Source organism: Duganella sp. Leaf61 (assembly GCF_001421905.1).
Lineage (GTDB): Bacteria > Pseudomonadota > Gammaproteobacteria > Burkholderiales > Burkholderiaceae_D > Rugamonas > Rugamonas zoogloeoides.
The window spans coordinates 524,213-539,787 of sequence record NZ_LMLM01000012.1 but is presented as its reverse complement, the minus strand read 5'-3'; the positions used below and the strand labels follow the sequence as shown (position 1 = coordinate 539,787).

The 15,575-nt window shown below is 63.8% G+C and carries 15 protein-coding genes; 6 read left to right on the top strand and 9 right to left on the bottom strand.

Features of this window, described 5'->3' with window-relative positions; all coding sequences use genetic code 11:
• Window positions 1-30 precede the first annotated feature (30 nt).
• From rng to ASF04_RS11265, 8 genes are all read right to left on the bottom strand, one after another.
• On the bottom strand, window positions 31-1,509 hold the full coding sequence (gene rng, locus ASF04_RS11300; protein WP_019923099.1) for a ribonuclease G: 1,479 nt from the start codon (window positions 1,507-1,509) through the stop codon (window positions 31-33).
• A gap of 62 nt (window positions 1,510-1,571) precedes the next feature.
• Window positions 1,572-2,198, bottom strand: coding sequence for a nucleoside triphosphate pyrophosphatase (locus ASF04_RS11295; protein WP_056141257.1), 627 nt, complete (start codon window positions 2,196-2,198; stop codon window positions 1,572-1,574).
• A 2-nt stretch (window positions 2,199-2,200) separates the two neighbouring features.
• A complete protein-coding gene (rlmH, locus tag ASF04_RS11290; RefSeq protein WP_056141254.1) occupies window positions 2,201-2,671 on the bottom strand; it encodes a 23S rRNA (pseudouridine(1915)-N(3))-methyltransferase RlmH in 471 nt (156 codons plus the stop codon).
• Window positions 2,672-2,677: 6 nt separating this feature from the next.
• Window positions 2,678-3,361, bottom strand: coding sequence for a ribosome silencing factor (rsfS, locus tag ASF04_RS11285; RefSeq protein WP_056141252.1), 684 nt, complete (start codon window positions 3,359-3,361; stop codon window positions 2,678-2,680).
• Window positions 3,361-4,032, bottom strand: coding sequence for a nicotinate-nucleotide adenylyltransferase (locus ASF04_RS11280; protein WP_056141250.1), 672 nt, complete (start codon window positions 4,030-4,032; stop codon window positions 3,361-3,363). Before ASF04_RS11280 ends, rsfS begins: the two co-directional genes overlap by 1 nt.
• Window positions 4,029-4,955 (bottom strand): oxygen-dependent coproporphyrinogen oxidase, encoded by a 927-nt coding sequence (gene hemF, locus ASF04_RS11275; protein WP_056141247.1) that lies wholly within the window; start codon window positions 4,953-4,955, stop codon window positions 4,029-4,031. The genes ASF04_RS11280 and hemF overlap by 4 nt, the downstream gene beginning before the upstream one ends.
• A gap of 2 nt (window positions 4,956-4,957) precedes the next feature.
• Window positions 4,958-6,244: a phosphoribosylamine--glycine ligase gene (gene purD / locus ASF04_RS11270; protein WP_056141245.1), complete on the bottom strand. Its 1,287-nt coding sequence runs from the start codon at window positions 6,242-6,244 to the stop codon at window positions 4,958-4,960.
• Between the two features lie 6 nt (window positions 6,245-6,250).
• Window positions 6,251-6,976, bottom strand: coding sequence for a YebC/PmpR family DNA-binding transcriptional regulator (locus ASF04_RS11265; protein ID WP_019923092.1), 726 nt, complete (start codon window positions 6,974-6,976; stop codon window positions 6,251-6,253).
• A gap of 202 nt (window positions 6,977-7,178) precedes the next feature.
• On the opposite strand from ASF04_RS11265, the gene ASF04_RS11260 reads away from it, so the two are divergent.
• From ASF04_RS11260 to ASF04_RS11240, 5 genes are all read left to right on the top strand, one after another.
• Window positions 7,179-9,701 (top strand): alkaline phosphatase, encoded by a 2,523-nt coding sequence (locus ASF04_RS11260; protein WP_056141243.1) that lies wholly within the window; start codon window positions 7,179-7,181, stop codon window positions 9,699-9,701.
• Window positions 9,702-9,759: 58 nt separating this feature from the next.
• Window positions 9,760-10,146 (top strand): methylglyoxal synthase, encoded by a 387-nt coding sequence (locus ASF04_RS11255; RefSeq protein ID WP_056141240.1) that lies wholly within the window; start codon window positions 9,760-9,762, stop codon window positions 10,144-10,146.
• A gap of 39 nt (window positions 10,147-10,185) precedes the next feature.
• Window positions 10,186-11,160, top strand: a complete 975-nt coding sequence (locus ASF04_RS11250; RefSeq protein WP_056141236.1) for a quinone oxidoreductase — start codon at window positions 10,186-10,188, stop codon at window positions 11,158-11,160.
• Window positions 11,157-11,648 carry a DUF6328 family protein gene (locus ASF04_RS11245; protein ID WP_056141233.1) on the top strand — a complete coding sequence of 164 codons (492 nt, stop codon included), beginning with the start codon at window positions 11,157-11,159 and terminating at the stop codon, window positions 11,646-11,648. The genes ASF04_RS11250 and ASF04_RS11245 overlap by 4 nt, the downstream gene beginning before the upstream one ends.
• A gap of 103 nt (window positions 11,649-11,751) precedes the next feature.
• Complete coding sequence (locus tag ASF04_RS11240; RefSeq protein ID WP_019923087.1) at window positions 11,752-11,931, top strand: CsbD family protein; 180 nt, start codon at window positions 11,752-11,754, stop codon at window positions 11,929-11,931.
• 90 nt (window positions 11,932-12,021) lie between these two features.
• On the opposite strand, the gene ASF04_RS11235 is transcribed toward ASF04_RS11240, so the two are convergent.
• Window positions 12,022-12,708: a DUF4136 domain-containing protein gene (locus ASF04_RS11235; protein ID WP_056141230.1), complete on the bottom strand. Its 687-nt coding sequence runs from the start codon at window positions 12,706-12,708 to the stop codon at window positions 12,022-12,024.
• A gap of 209 nt (window positions 12,709-12,917) precedes the next feature.
• Here ASF04_RS11235 and pepN point away from each other — a divergent pair, with 209 nt between their 5' ends.
• Window positions 12,918-15,566 carry an aminopeptidase N gene (gene pepN, locus ASF04_RS11230; RefSeq protein WP_056141227.1) on the top strand — a complete coding sequence of 883 codons (2,649 nt, stop codon included), beginning with the start codon at window positions 12,918-12,920 and terminating at the stop codon, window positions 15,564-15,566.
• Window positions 15,567-15,575 lie beyond the last annotated feature (9 nt).

Below are 15,575 nucleotides of genomic sequence, written 5' to 3'. Positions count from 1 at the left end.
CTTGCACGCTATGGATCAAAGAGGACGAGTTTACATCAGGATGATGTCGTACTGCTCCTGATGATAAGCCGTCTCCACCTGCAACGAAATCTTCTTGCCGATGAAGTCGCCCAGCATGGCCAGATGCTGCGATTCCTCTTCCAGGAACATATCGACCACTTCCTGCGACGCCAGGATGCGGAATTCGCGCGGGTTGAATTGTTTCGCTTCGCGCAGCAGTTCGCGCAGGATTTCGTAGCAGATGGTGCGCGAGGTTTTGACTTGGCCCTTGCCGCTGCAGGCCGGGCACGGTTCGCACAGGATGTGGGCCAGCGATTCGCGGGTGCGCTTGCGCGTCATTTCCACCAGGCCCAGCGCCGAGAAGTTCGAGACCGACACCTTGGTGCGGTCGCGCGCCAGCGCCTTTTTCAATTCCGACAGCACGGCCGCGCGGTGCTCGGTATTATCCATGTCGATGAAGTCGAGGATGATGATGCCGCCCAGGTTGCGCAGGCGTAGCTGGCGGGCGATCGCGTGCGCCGCTTCCAGGTTGGTCTTGAAAATCGTGTCGGCGAAGTTGCGGCCGCCGACAAAACCGCCGGTGTTGACGTCGATGGTGGTCATCGCCTCGGTCTGATCGACGATCAGATAGCCGCCGGATTTCAAGTCCACGCGGCGGCCCAGCGCGCGCAGGATTTCTTCTTCCACGCCGTACAGGTCGAACAGCGGGCGCTCGCCCGTGTAGTGCTGCAAACGCGGCAGCACGCCGGGCGTGTAAGCCTGGCCAAACTCCTGCAGCATCAGGTGATTCTCGCGCGAGTCCACCTGGATGGTGGCGGTGTGCTCGTGGACGAAGTCGCGCAGCACGCGCTGGGCCAGGCTCAAGTCCTGGTGCAGCAGCGTGGTGGCGGGCAGGGTGCGCGCGCCGTGCGTGATCGCGCTCCAGGTCTTGCGCAGGTACTCGACGTCGGCGGCAATGTCGGCGTCGGACGCGTCCTCGGCCTGGGTGCGCACGATGTAGCCGCCTTTCTCGTCGGCGGGCAGCAGCTTTTGCAGGCGCGTGCGCAGCGCTTCGCGCTCGGATTCCTTTTCGATCTTTTGCGAGATGCCGATATGGTTATCCTGCGGCAGGTACACCAGCATGCGCCCGGCAATCGAAATTTGCGTGGACAGGCGCGCGCCCTTGGTGCCGATCGGGTCCTTGATCACTTGCACCGTGAGCACCTGGCCGTCGAACAGGATTTTTTCGATCGGGGTGGGGATGGCGCCGGCGGTGGAGCTGTTGGCGGCGTCGTGCGGGCGCGCTTCCCAGATGTCGGCCACGTGCAGGAACGCCGCGCGTTCGAGGCCGATGTCGATGAAGGCCGACTGCATGCCGGGGAGGACGCGTACCACTTTGCCGGAATAGACATTGCCCGCCAGGCCGCGCGTGAGCGTGCGTTCGATGTGCAGTTCCTGCACCGCGCCCTGTAATATCAGGGCGACACGGGTCTCTTGCGGGGTGATGTTGATCAGGATGTCTTCGTTCATGTGTCTCCGCGGGCTGCGCTGGCTATTTGAACGACGATCATACACGCACGCCAGTGGGGCCGCTAGGGCAGCGGCAAACCCGCCTGGCGCAGCAGCTGCGCAGTTTCGTACAGGGGCAGGCCCATGATGCCGGAGTGGCTGCCGGCAATGTGTTCGATGAACTGCGCGGCCGGGCCCTGGATGCCGTAACCGCCGGCCTTGTCGTACGGCTCCTGGCTGGCGCAATAGGCGGCAATGGCTTCCGGCGTCAGCACGCCGAAGCGCACTTCCGATACCTGCGTCACCTGCTCCTGGAAGCCGGCGCTGCACACCGCGATCGACGTCAGTACCTGGTGGGTACGGCCCGACAGCTGTTCGAGCATGGCGGCAGCTTCCAGCGCGTTGGCGGGCTTGCCGAGGATGTGGCCGTCGATAGTGACGGTGGTGTCGGCCGTGAGCACGGGGCGCGGCGTGAGATGGCGGCGCTTGAGCAGCCCGTGCGCGAACACGGCCTTTTCCAGCGCCACGCGCGCGACGTAATCGAGCGGCGCTTCGCCGGGCAGCACTTCTTCGGTGACGTCGGCGCCGCGCGGGCCGTCGGCGCGCAGCAGCAGCAGTTCGAAGTCGATACCGACCTGGCGCAGCAGCTCGCGCCGGCGCGGACTTTTCGAGGCAAGGTAGATCTTTTTATCGACTAACCTGTTTGTCATGATCAGACCCGGTGGTAGGGATGGTTTTGCGTGATGGTCCAGGCCCGGTACAGCTGCTCGGCCAGCAGCACGCGCACCATGCCGTGGGGGAGGGTCATGCTGGAGATGCGGATCAGGCCCTCGGCCCGCGCCTTGAGCGCAGGATCGAGGCCGTCGGCGCCGCCGATCAGGAAGGCCGTGTCGCGGCCGTCCTGTTGCCAGGTTTCGAGCTGCTGCGACAGGCCCACCGAGGTGAGATCCTTGCCGCGTTCGTCCAGCGCGATGATGCGCACCGATTTCGGCAATGCCGCTTCGATGCGCTCGCGTTCGAGCGCCATCGCGGTGGCGGCAGTCTTGCTGCCCGAACGTTCGACCGGCTTGATTTCCTTGAGCACGATCTTCAGTTCGGGCGGCATGCGCTTGACGTATTCGGCGTAGCCGTTTTCGATCCAGGCCGGCATTTTGTGGCCGACCGCAGCGATGATCAGCTGCATACAGCGTTATTCCGCTGCCGGTTTCTTGATACGCTTGATGACGGTCTTGGCCGGCGCTTCTTCGGCTTTCGGCTTGGCGGCCTTCGGCTTCGGCGTGGCTTTCAACGCTTTCACGGCGGCGACCGTGGCTTTTGGCTGGGCGACCTTGATCTTCTTGCCGGCTGGTACGGCGGCTGGCTTGGCGGCTTTCTTCTCGCCGGTAGCGGCAGCCTTGGCAGCGGCAGGCTTGCGTGCCGGGGTCTTTTTCTCGACCACTGGCGATGCATCGACCGCTTTTTTGCCGGCGGCCAGGTGCGAGCTGACTTTTTTCGGCGCTGCTTCTTCCGCTTCCACGGTGCCCTTGCGCTTGGCGGCGCCCAGTTTCACTGGCTTGTCGCCCCAGATTTCTTCCAGGCGGTAGTAGGCGCGGATTGGTGCCTGCATGATGTGGACGATCATGTCGCCCAGGTCGACCAGCACCCATTCACCGGTGTCCTCGCCTTCCATGCCGTACACGTCGCCGCCGGCGGCCTTGACTTTATCGCGCACCGAAGCGGCCAGCGCCTTGGTCTGGCGGTTGGAGGTACCGGAGGCGATGGCAATGCGGTCGAACAGGCTGGTCAGGTGGGTCGTATCGAATACCGTGATGTCTTGTGCCTTGACGTCTTCGAGGGCGTCAACGACGAGGGCTTGCAGTTTTTTGATGTCCATTAGCTTCTGTATAAATTATGTTGTTCAATATAGTCTAGCACTAGCGGCGGGATAAGCGAATTTGCCTGCTCCCCCCGTTGTAATGCCGCACGTATCTGAGTGGCGGAAATATCCACCGCGAAGTCTTGTGCCAGATACGTCAGACCGTGCGGCGTGTTGCGGATGTTGTCGGGCGTTCCCAGTCGACTGGAAAACGCCGCGGCGACGGCGGCTGGTAGCCCTGCGCCATCGATACTAAAACCTGGTCGCGCGGCCACGCAGATATGGGCGTGGTCGAACAGCGCTTGCCATTGGTGCCAGGTGTCGAGCCGCTGCAACTGGTCGGCTCCCATCAGAAAAGAGATCGAGGCCTGCGGCCCCAGTTCCGCGCGCACTGCGCGCAGGGTGTCGATGGTGTAGGTTGGCTGGCCGCGCGCGGCCCGCTCGATTTCCTGCATGTCCACCACCACCGGGAACGGTTGTTTTGCAAACGCCAGCGTCACCATCTCGGCGCGCTGTGCGGGCGTGGCCTTGAGCGTGGACTTTTGCCACGGCAAACCGGCAGGCACCACGCGCAATTGATCCACTTGCAGCAGCTGCGCGAAATGCGCGCCAAGCGCCACATGGCCAAGGTGGACCGGATCGTAGCTGCCGCCCAGCAGAGCGATCCGCTGTGCGTGCGGCCCGGTCACGCAGCCAGCCAGTCGCGATGCGGCAGGAAGTCGGAATACAGCGCCGCCTCGGGCGTGCCGTCCTGCGGCTCCCAGCGATAGCGCCACTTCACTACCGGCGGCATCGACATCAGGATCGCCTCGGTGCGGCCACCGGACTGCAGGCCGAACAGGGTACCACGGTCGAACACCAGGTTGAATTCCACGTACCGGCCGCGCCGGTACGCCTGGAAGTCGCGTTCGCGCTCGCCGTATTCGAGGTCCTTGCGGCGCTCGAGGATCGGCAGGTAGGCCGCCAGGAACGCGTCGCCCACGCTGCGCTCCATGGCGAAGCATTGCTCGAAACTGCCATCGTTGACGTCGTCAAAGAAGATGCCGCCCACGCCGCGCGCTTCCTGCCGGTGTTTCAGATAAAAATACTCGTCGCACCACTTTTTGAAGCGCCCATGCAGATCGGCGCCGAACGGCGCCAGCGCATCGTGGCACGTCTGATGGAAGTGCTTCGCATCTTCCACGAAACCGTAATACGGCGTCAGATCCATGCCGCCGCCGAACCACCACACCGGCTCGCCTTCGTTGGTCGTGGTGCTGAAAAACCGCACATTCATGTGCACCGTGGGCGCATACGGATTGCGCGGATGGATCACCAGCGACACGCCCATCGCCTGCCATGGCTGGCCACCGAGGTGCGGGCGCAGCGCGCTGGCCGATGGCGGCAGCTTTGAACCCATCACGTGCGAAAAATTCACGCCGCCGCGCTCGATCACATTGCCTTCTTCGACCAGGCGCGAAATGCCGCCACCGCCCTCGGGCCGGTCCCACGCGTCGCGCAGGAAGGGCGTGCCGTCCACCGCTTCGAGCGCGCAGACGATGCGCTCTTGCAGGTCCAGCAGCCAGGCCTTGACGGCGGCGGTGTCGGGCGCGGCGGCGAGTGCGGCGGACATGATCAGTGCTTCAGGCCACGCCAGCCGATGTCGCGGCGGCACTGCATGCCGTCGAACGAGATCTGGTCGACCACGTCGTACGCCTGGCGCTGCGCCAGCTTGACGCTGTCACCCAGACCGACGGAGCACAGCACGCGGCCACCGGTGACCACCAGCTGGTTGCCGCCGTTGTGACCCTCGCCAGCGAGCGCAGTGCCAGCGTGGAAGGTGACCGACTCCGGCGTTTCGGCCGGAATCGCGCTGATGACGGCGCCTTTCAGTGGCGCATTCGGGTAGCCGGCGGCAGCGAGCACCACGCCCACGGCGGTGCGGCGGTCCCATTCCAGTTCGACCTGGTTCAGGGTGCCGTTGACCGCGTGTTCCATCACCGACAGCAGGTCGGTTTTCAGGCGCGCCATGATCGGCTGGGTTTCCGGATCGCCCATGCGGCAGTTGAATTCCAGCGTGCGCGGGTTGCCTTCGGCGTCGATCATCAGGCCGGCATACAAAAAGCCGGTGAACACGATGCCGTCGCGGGTCATGCCGGCGATGGTCGGGTTGATGATCTCGCGCATCACGCGTGCATGCATGGCCGGGGTGACGATCGGCGCTGGCGAGTAGGCGCCCATGCCGCCCGTGTTCGGGCCTTCGTCGTGATCCTTGAGGCGCTTGTGGTCCTGGCTGGTGGCCAGCGGCAGCACGTTTTTACCGTCGCACATGACGATGAAGCTCGCTTCTTCGCCGGCGAGGAATTCTTCGATCACGATGCGCGCGCCGGCGTCGCCGAAGCGGTTATCGGCCAGCATGTCGTCGACCGCGCGGTGCGCTTCTTCGAGCGACAGGGCAACGACCACGCCCTTGCCGGCAGCCAGGCCGTCGGCCTTGATGACGATCGGGGCGCCGTTGGCATCGATGTAGGCGTGCGCTTGCGCCACGTCCGAGAAGGTCTGGTATTTGGCAGTCGGAATGCCGTGGCGCTGCATGAACGCCTTGGCGAAGTCTTTCGACGATTCGAGCTGCGCCGCTTCCTTGGTCGGTCCGAAGATCTTCAGGCCACGGGCGCGGAACAGGTTGACGATGCCGCCGGCCAGCGGGGTTTCCGGGCCGACGACGGTGAGGCCGATGTGTTCTTTCTCGACGAAGTTCGCCAGCTCGTGCAGGTCGGTGATGTTGACATTGACCATGCGCGAGTCGTGCGCGGTGCCACCGTTGCCGGGGGCGACGTACACCATCTGGATGCGTTCGGACTGCGCCAGTTTCCAGGCCAGCGCGTGCTCACGGCCACCGGAGCCGACTACCAAAATTTTCATAAGTCCTCAGTCTTCAATCAGTGCGTTGGAATACACTTCCTGCACGTCGTCCAGGTTTTCCAGGGCGTCGAGCAGCTTTTGCATCTTGAGCGCGTCGTCGCCGGTAAAGACCGTCTCGGTGGCAGGCTTCATGATGATTTCGGCCACTTCGGCCTTGAACCCGGCCGCTTCCAGCGCATCTTTCACGCCGGCGAAGTCGTGCGGGCCGCACAGCACTTCGATGCCGCCTTCGTCGTCGGTCAGCACGTCTTCGGCGCCGGCTTCCAGCGCCGCTTCCATCAGTGCGTCTTCGCTGGTGCCCGGGGCGAACAGGAACTGGCCGCAGTGCTTGAACATGAACGAGACCGAGTTCTCGGTACCCATGTTGCCGCCGTTCTTGTTGAACGCGTGGCGTACTTCGGCCACGGTGCGCACGCGGTTGTCGGTCATGCAGTCGACAATAATCGCCGCGCCGCCGATGCCGTAGCCTTCGTAGCGGACTTCCTCGTAGCTGGCGCCGTCCTCGCCGCCGGTGCCGCGCGTGATCGCGCGTTGCACGTTATCTTTCGGCATATTGGCGTCGGCCGCCTTGTCGATGGCCAGGCGCAGGCGCGGGTTGGACGCGATGTCGCCGCCGCCCATGCGTGCGGCAACGGTGATTTCCTTGATCAGGCGCGTCCAGATCTTGCCCCGTTTTGCGTCGGTGGCAGCCTTTTTATGCTTGATGTTGGCCCATTTGCTGTGTCCAGCCATGTTCGGTCGTCCTTTGGCGGTAGATTTGAGGTATCCGGTGAGGGCGGTATTCTAGCACAAGACCCCTTGCCAAAACCGCCAGCGGGGGCGGGGATGCCGCCGTTACCGTTTACTAGAGGCAACGCTCAAGTTCCTGTAGAGATGCTGTCATATACCGGTGTTAGCCTTTATTTTTTAATACTGTTGTAGAGGCGGAACGGTTATGGACAGAAGGCGGTTTTTGAAGTGGGGCGGTTTTATTACGGCGTCGGTTGCAACCGGCGCGGGCCTGGCCGGCTGCGGCGGCAGCGATAACACCGTCGTGGTGGGCGACACCGGCGCGCCGCTGGTCACGGGCGCCTGGAAATTCCCGCAAAGCGTGGCCTCGGGCGACCCGCGCGCCGACAGCATCCTGCTGTGGACGCGCGCCGTGCCGGCCGCCGCCGGCAATGTCGCCACCGCGCCTGCGGGCCAGGACGGCGCGATCCGCCTGCTGGTCACCGCTGGCGACAACAGCGCCGCATTGGGTTCGAACGCCGTGCTGGCGGGCGCCCCGGTGGTGGACGTGCACCTGCCTTTGCTCGGCCAGTACGACAACACGGTGCGCCACAAGGTGACGGGCCTGGCGCCGGGCGCCGTGTATTACTACCAGTTCGTCGCCGGCGATACCCGCTCCAACGTGGGCCGCTTCAAGACTGCGCCAGCCGCCACCGCCGACGTCGCGCAACTGCAGTTCGTGTATATGACCTGCCAGGACTGGAGCGTGAACCACTGGGGCGCGATGACGTCGATCGCCGTCGAGCAGCTCGATTTCATCGTCCACCTGGGCGACTACATCTACGAGACCGTGGGCGACGATTTCCAGCTGGGCGCCGTGGAAAGCCGCCACGGCGCGCTGACGCTGCCCGACGGCGTGGCCAAGGCGGGATCGAGCACAGCCAAGTACGCCAACACCCTGGCCGACTACCGCTACCTGTATAAACAGTACCGCACCGATCCACGTTTGCAGGCGCTGCACGAGCGCTTTGCCTTCATCGCCGTGTGGGACGACCACGAATTCACCGACGACGCCTGGCAGGACGCGCAAACCTACGACGGCAGCACCAATGCCGACGGCACCGACCTGCACCAGTCCAGCCGCCGCCGCAACGCCAACCAGGCGTGGTTCGAGTTCATGCCGGCCGACGTATCGTTCGACGCGGCCGACAGCTCGTTCCAGAACATCCGCATCTACCGTGATTTCCAGTTCGGCAAACTGATGCAGCTGGTGATGACCGACCAGCGCCTGTACCGCTCCGATCACATCATTCCCGAGTCCAGCATCAATCCGGCCACCGGCAAGCCGCTGGGCCGCATCGGCTCGCGCTACCTGGTGCCGCAGCAGACGCTGGCCGCCGTCGAAGCGCAAAAAATCGCCGGCGCCACCGCCGCCGGGCAGGCGCCGCTGTCCGGTGTCTCCATCCTCGGCAACACCCAGCGCCAGTGGTGGATGGACAAGATGAAGGCCGCCACCAGTACCTGGAAGTTGTGGGGCAATGAAGTGTCGCTGCTGCGCATGGGGATGAATGGCATCGATGCGATTGCCACGCTGCTGGCCCTGAACGCCGTACCCACCGTGGCCGCGCAGGTGGGCACCACGGCTGGCGCCACTGGCGGCAACGTGGCGCTGGCCGGCGCGATCGTCGCTGCAGCGGCCGCCGGTGCTGCTGCCAGGACCGCTCAAAATGGCGCGGCCGCCATCATGACGGCGGCGCTGTCCGGTGGCGCGGCGCAAGCGCAAGCGGCAGCGGGCGTGGGCGCCGGCTTGAGCGCCACGCAGGCGGGACTGGCGGTGGCGGTTTATGCGGCGGTGACCATGGCCGCCGCTGGTGGCGCCGCTGCCATCGCGCAGGCCGGCGCAGCGGCGCAGACCATCGCGTTCGGCTATATCAAGCAGGATGTGCAGGCCAAAGGCGCCGCCTCGAGTTTCGTTGCCGCTTCGGGCAAGCAGGAAGCGCTGGCGCCGTTCTTCGCGCGCTTCCTGCTCAACTGCGACCAGTGGGACGGCTACAACGGCGAGCGCAAGGCGTTAATCGCCCACCTCAAGTCCAACAACATCGGCAACGTGGTGGCGCTCACCGGCGATATCCACGCCTTCTTTGCCGGCACCGTCAACGACGACTTCGATGCTGCCGGCGGCGGCACGCCGGTAATGGTCGATCTGGTTTCTGCCGGGATCAGCTCCGACTCGTTCTTCAGCTACCTGCGCGACGCGGCATCCGCGCTGGGCGACATCGGCACGCTGGTGTCGTACCCGCTGGCGACTCCCGTGCCGGGCGTGGGCACGGTGAGCCTGAACTTCAACCTGCTCGACTACACCATGGGCAAGGCTGCGCCCACGCTGGCGCAGTTGCTGGAACAGTTGCGGGTGCAGCTGCGCGGCGCGCTGGCAGCAAAACGCGTGGCGGAAGGCGCGCTGGAAGCGACCGTCACGGCGGTGATGGCCGGCCTGCAGGCGAGCAGCGACTTCAACACCAGCCTGCTGGCGCTGGCGCAGCAACTGGCCGCGCTCGGCAACAACGGCTGGATCAAGCACCTGAACACCGATGCCCAAGGCTACACGCTGGTCACGCTCACGCCGGCCAGGCTGGTGGCGCAGTTCCGCCAGGTGAACAAGCTGGTGGGCACCAGCGCACCGGCCACGCTGGTGGCGCGCACGACGACTGCCACCGTGACTGCAGGCGTGGCGGCAGTGGTCGTCAGCTAGCTGTCAAGAGGGCAATCCGGGCTGGTATCATCTGTAAATCATATAAACGGATGAGACCATGAAAACCCGTATTGCCCTGATTGCGCACGACAAGAAAAAAGACGACATGATCCTGCTGGCCGGCCAGTACCGCGATTTCCTCGCTACCTGCGACCTGGTGGCGACTGGCACCACCGGCGGGCGCCTGGCCAACGAGCTGGGACTGACCGTGGACCGCAAGCATTCTGGCCCGTTCGGCGGCGACCTGCAAATCGGTTCGATGCTGGTGCAGGGCGAAATCGACTGCGTGATCTTCCTGCGCGATCCGATGACGCCGCAGCCGCACGAGCCGGACATCAACGCCCTGGTGCGCGCGTGCGACGTCCACAACACGCCGTGCGCGACCAACGTCTCGTCGGCGCACCTGGTGCTGTCGCAGTTGCAGCTGCGCGCTGCGACCGCGTAACGCGCGCTACACTGCCACCATTACACACTGGAGCAAACGATGACCAAGGCAATTCGTATTTCCCGCCACGGCGGCCCCGAAGTGATGGAACTGGTGGACGTGGACCTGCAATCGCCGGCCCCTGGCGAGGCGCAAGTGCGGCACGAAGCCATCGGCCTCAATTTCATCGACGTCTATCACCGCACCGGCCTGTACCCGCAACCGCTGCCGGCCGGCCTGGGCATGGAAGGCGCCGGCGTGGTGGAAGCGGTGGGCGAGGGCGTGACCGAAGTAAAAGTCGGCGACCGCGTGGCCTATGCCGGCGGCCCGATCGGCGCATACGCGCAGGCGCGCAATATGCCGGCGTCCAAGCTGCTGGTGCTGCCCGAGAACGTGGCGTTTGACACCGCTGCCGCCATGATGCTGCAAGGCCTCACGGTGCAGTACCTGCTGCACCGTACAGTCGCGCTCAAGGCCGGCGACACCATCGTGTTCCATGCCGCTGCCGGCGGCGTGGGCCTGATCGCCTGCCAGTGGGCCAAGGTGCTGGGCGTGACGCTGATCGGCACGGTGGGATCAAGCGAAAAAGCGGCGCTGGCCCTCGAACACGGCGCTGCTCACGTCATCAACTACAACACCGAGAATTTCACGGAACGGGTGCGCGAGATCACCGGCGGCAAGGGCGTGCGCGCCGTGTACGACTCGATCGGCAAGGACACCTTCATCGCCTCGCTCGACTGCCTGGCGCCGCTGGGCACCATGGTCAGCTTCGGCAACGCATCGGGCCCTGTGGAGTCGTTCGCGCTGGCCGAACTGGCCAAGCGCGGCTCGCTGTACGTGACGCGGCCGTCGATGGCGGCGTACCTGTCCACGCGCGACGAGCTGGAAGCGGCGGCGCGTTCGCTGTTCGGCGTGGTGACCAGCGGCGAAGTAAAAGTGGACGTGCGCCAGCGCTACGCGCTGGCCGACGTGGCCCAGGCCCACCGCGACCTGGAAGGGCGCAAGACCACGGGTTCGACCATCCTGCTGCCATGAGCAAGCAGATTTTCGACGAAAACGAAGGGCGCCATCGCCAGGAGGATGACGACGAGGACGACGGCGATTTTTCGGACATGCTGAGCGAAATGCGCATCCTGCTGCCGGGTGCGCAAATGCTGACGGCCTTCCTGATCATCCTGCCGTTCAACGGCGGCTTTGCGCGCATCGTCCATAGCGAGAAGCTGCTGTTCCTGGCCACCTTCGTGTTGTCGCTTACCAGCCTGGTGTTATTGAGTGCGCCAGCGGTGCAGCACCGCATGATGCGGCCTTTGAAGGACCGGGCCCGTTTCAAGCGCGTGGCCACCAAGCTGATGGTCAGCGGTTCACTCACGCTGGCCATTGCCCTCGTGCTGGGCACCGACCTGGTGATCTCGGAAGTGTTTGGCGCCATGGTGGGCCTGATCACGTCCGGCCTGGTGGCGCTGCTGATCTTGGTGGTCTGGTGGTGGATGCCCAAGTACCTGAAAAAGCATGCCGGCGTGTAGTCCGGGTTTTTGTACGCAAGCGTACAGACGGGTTTGCTAGTGGGAAGTATTCTGGTCTCAATGCAAAGCCATTCCGGCTTTTGCCCAGACCAGGAGTTCCATCATGAACAAAGACCAAATCGAAGGCAAACTGAAAAACATCGGCGGCAAAATTCAAGAAGGCGTTGGCGATCTGATCGACAGCCCAGAGCAGGAAGCCAAAGGCCTGGCCAAGCAAGGCGAAGGCAAGGTCCAGGAAAAAGTGGGCGATCTGAAAGAAGCCGCTAAAATCGCCACCAAGTAATTGGTTGACGTAAAAGAAAAAGCGCCTGTGTGCAGACACAGGCGCTTTTCTTTTGTCCGTCGTTCCCGCATTGGCGGGAACGACTCAACCTCAATTTGCTTTGACGGCAGGCTGACCAGCCACCACGGTATCGACCTTCGGATCGATGGTGATTTCCACCCGGCGCGGCACGCCGCTCTGGCCCGGGAATCCGGTGAACGCGCTTTGCACCAGCGCCGGCATCACGTGCGGCGTGGCAGCGACACTGCTGGTGTTTTGCACCGTCACGTCATACAGCTTGCGGCCGCTGGTGGTGTTGATGGTCACGCGCAGCTGGCGCTGGTACTGGTGGCGTATGCGCTCTTCCACGCCGAAACCGTTGTAGCGGAAGGGATCGTAGAACGGGCTGTAGGCCCAGCGCGAATAGCCCCAGCCGTAGCGGCCATAGCCGGGACGGCCCCAGTATGGGCTGCCCCACGGCGCGCCCATGAACGGATCTTCGCGGATCACCCGCACCGGCTGGTCGATGGTCAGGTATTTCATGCCCACCAGCAGGTTGGGCTGCTGGCCTTCGTCGGCCTGCTGGAAGCCCAGCTTGCTCAATTCATTGCTCACCAGCACCTGGTAGCTGCGGTATTCCAGCGTATCGTCCACGCCGCGCGGCGCCTCGAACGCGTAGGTTTTGGCCTGCAGGTCTGCCGGCCAGGCGTTGAAAGCGGTAACGTCGCTGCGGATGGTGGTGGCGCAACCGGTCAACAGCATGACGGCGGCAGTCGCCAGGATGGCGAGATATCTCATGATAGGCCTCTTAAAAACGGGAAAACGCGGGAAAGACGGTATGTTCAGTACTACAGTTTACGTCGCACACACAGACTACGCATCATTATTACAGAATGTTACGGCAGCGTGGAAATCAGCAACTTTCGACCAGCCTTGAGGAAAATCAAGCGTCGGCGCGGCGCTGGTATTGGTAAAATAGACTTTTGCCTAACGTCCAACACAATCCCATGCGTACCGATAGCAGCCCACTGACGATTTACCGCAAAGATTACACCCCTCCCGCCTTCCTGGTCGATACGGTTGAACTGGGCTTCGACCTGGACCCCAACCGCACCATTGTTGCCAACCGCATTACCATGCAGCGCAACCCGGCAGGCACGCACAGCGATATCGTCCTGCACGGCGAGGAAATTGAACTGGTGCAACTGCGGTTGAACGGCAAGCTGCTGGAAGCGGGCGAGTACCAGATCGACGGCGTGGTGCTCACGATTAAAGATGCGCCCGAGCACGTGGTGCTGGAAATCGAAACCTTGTGCGCGCCGGTGGAAAACACCACCTTGTCCGGTTTGTACGTGTCGAACGGCAACTTTTTCACCCAGTGCGAAGCCGAAGGCTTCCGCCGCATCACGTATTTCCCCGACCGTCCGGACGTGATGGCCAAGTACACCGTGATGCTACGCGCTGACAAGGCCATGTACCCGGTGCTGCTGTCGAACGGCAACCTGGTCGAAGAGGGCGACCTCGATGATGGCCGCCACTACGCCAAGTGGGAAGACCCGTTCAAGAAGCCGTCGTACCTGTTTGCGCTGGTGGCGGCCAAACTGGTGTGCCAGGAAGAGACCTACACCCTGAATTCGGGCCGCGACGTGCTGCTGCAAGTGTGGGTGGAAGACGGCAATCTCGACAAGACCGATTACGCCATGCAGTCGCTGAAAAACTCGATCCGCTGGGACGAGGAGCGCTTCGGCCTCGAGCTCGACCTCGACCGCTTCATGATCGTTGCCGTGGGTGACTTCAACATGGGCGCGATGGAAAACAAGGGCCTCAATATCTTCAACACCAAGTTCGTGCTGGCCAACCCGCGCGTGGCCACCGACGTCGATTACGCCGGCATCGAAGCCGTGGTGGGCCACGAGTACTTCCACAACTGGACCGGCAACCGCGTGACGTGCCGCGACTGGTTCCAGCTGTCGCTCAAGGAAGGCCTGACCGTGTTCCGCGACCAGGAATTTTCCGCCGACATGATCGGCAGCGACAGCGGCCGCGCCGTCACCCGCATCGACCAGGTGCGCACCTTGCGCCAGGCGCAGTTCCCGGAAGATGCGGGACCGATGTCGCACCCGGTGCGTCCCGACTCGTTCGTCGAGATCAACAATTTTTATACCGTCACCGTGTACGAAAAGGGTGCCGAAGTGGTGCGCATGTACCAGACCCTGGTGGGCCGCGACGGCTTTCGCAAGGGCATGGACCTGTATTTTGAGCGCCATGACGGCCAGGCTGTCACCTGCGACGACTTCCGCGCCGCCATGGCCGACGCCAATGGTCGCGACCTGCGCCAGTTCGAACGCTGGTACAGCCAGGCCGGCACGCCGGTAGTCACCGCGCGCACCCGCTACGATGCCGTCAAGCGCAACTTCGACATCATCCTGAGCCAGCGCAGCAACCACCCGGACCAGCTGCCGTTCCACATTCCCGTGGCCGTGGGCCTGCTGGGAGAAGACGGCCGCGACCTGCCGCTCACGCTCGACGGCGGCAACCACGACAAGGGCGCCACCACGGTGGTGCTGGAGCTGACGGAACACGAGCAGATTTTCCGCTTCCGCAATATCGACGAGCGTCCCACGCCATCGATCCTGCGCGATTTTTCCGCGCCGGTGATTCTGGAATACGACTACACCGACGACGAACTGCTGCACCTGTTCCGCCACGACAGCGACCCGGTCAACCGCTGGGAAGCGGGCCAGCGCCTGGCCATGGCGCGCTTGCTCAAGCTCACCGCGCAGGTGGCAGGCAAGCATGACAAGCCGCTCAAGCTCGATACGACCTTCCTCGACGCCCAGCGCGCGCTGCTGATCGACGAGACGCTCGATCCGGCCTTCCGCGAACTGGCGCTGATCCTGCCATCCGAGGGCATCATCGCCGAGCAGATGGACGTGGTCGATCCGCACGCGATCCACATCGCGCGCCAGTTCATGCGCCGCACCATCGGCACCGAGCTGCGTGCCGAACTGCTGGCGCAGTACCACGCCAACCAGACCCCGGGCGAGTACAGCCCGGACGCACTGTCGGCCGGCAAGCGCGCGCTGAAAAACCTGTGCCTGTCGTACCTGCTGGTGGCGCCGGACGCGGTCACGCAGTCGCTGGCGCAACACCAGTGCGAACAGGCCGGCAACATGACCGACCGCTTTGCCGCACTGGTGGCGCTGATCCACAGCGGTCTTGAGGTCGGCGCGTTCCTGCAACGCTTCTACGACGATTTCGCGGGCGAGGCGCTAGTGATCGACAAGTGGTTTGCCATGCAGGCCGCCACGCCGACCACCGATGTTGCCGCCGTGCGCAAGCTGATGCAGCACCCGGCCTTCACGCTCAAGAATCCGAACCGCGCGCGCAGCCTGCTGTTCAACTTCACCAATGCCAACCCGTCGCAGTTCCACGCGGCGGACGGCAGCGCCTACGCCTTCTGGGCCGAACACGTGATCAAGCTCGACGCGATCAACCCGCAAGTAGCCGCCCGCTTCGCGCGCAGCATGGACCGCTGGCGCCGTTACGCCCCGGCGCTGCAAGCGAAAATGAAAGCCGCGCTGGAGCAGGTCGCCGCCCAAACCAAACTCTCGAACGACGTGCTGGAAGTGATCACCAAGGCACTCGCCAATTAATCTTAACCA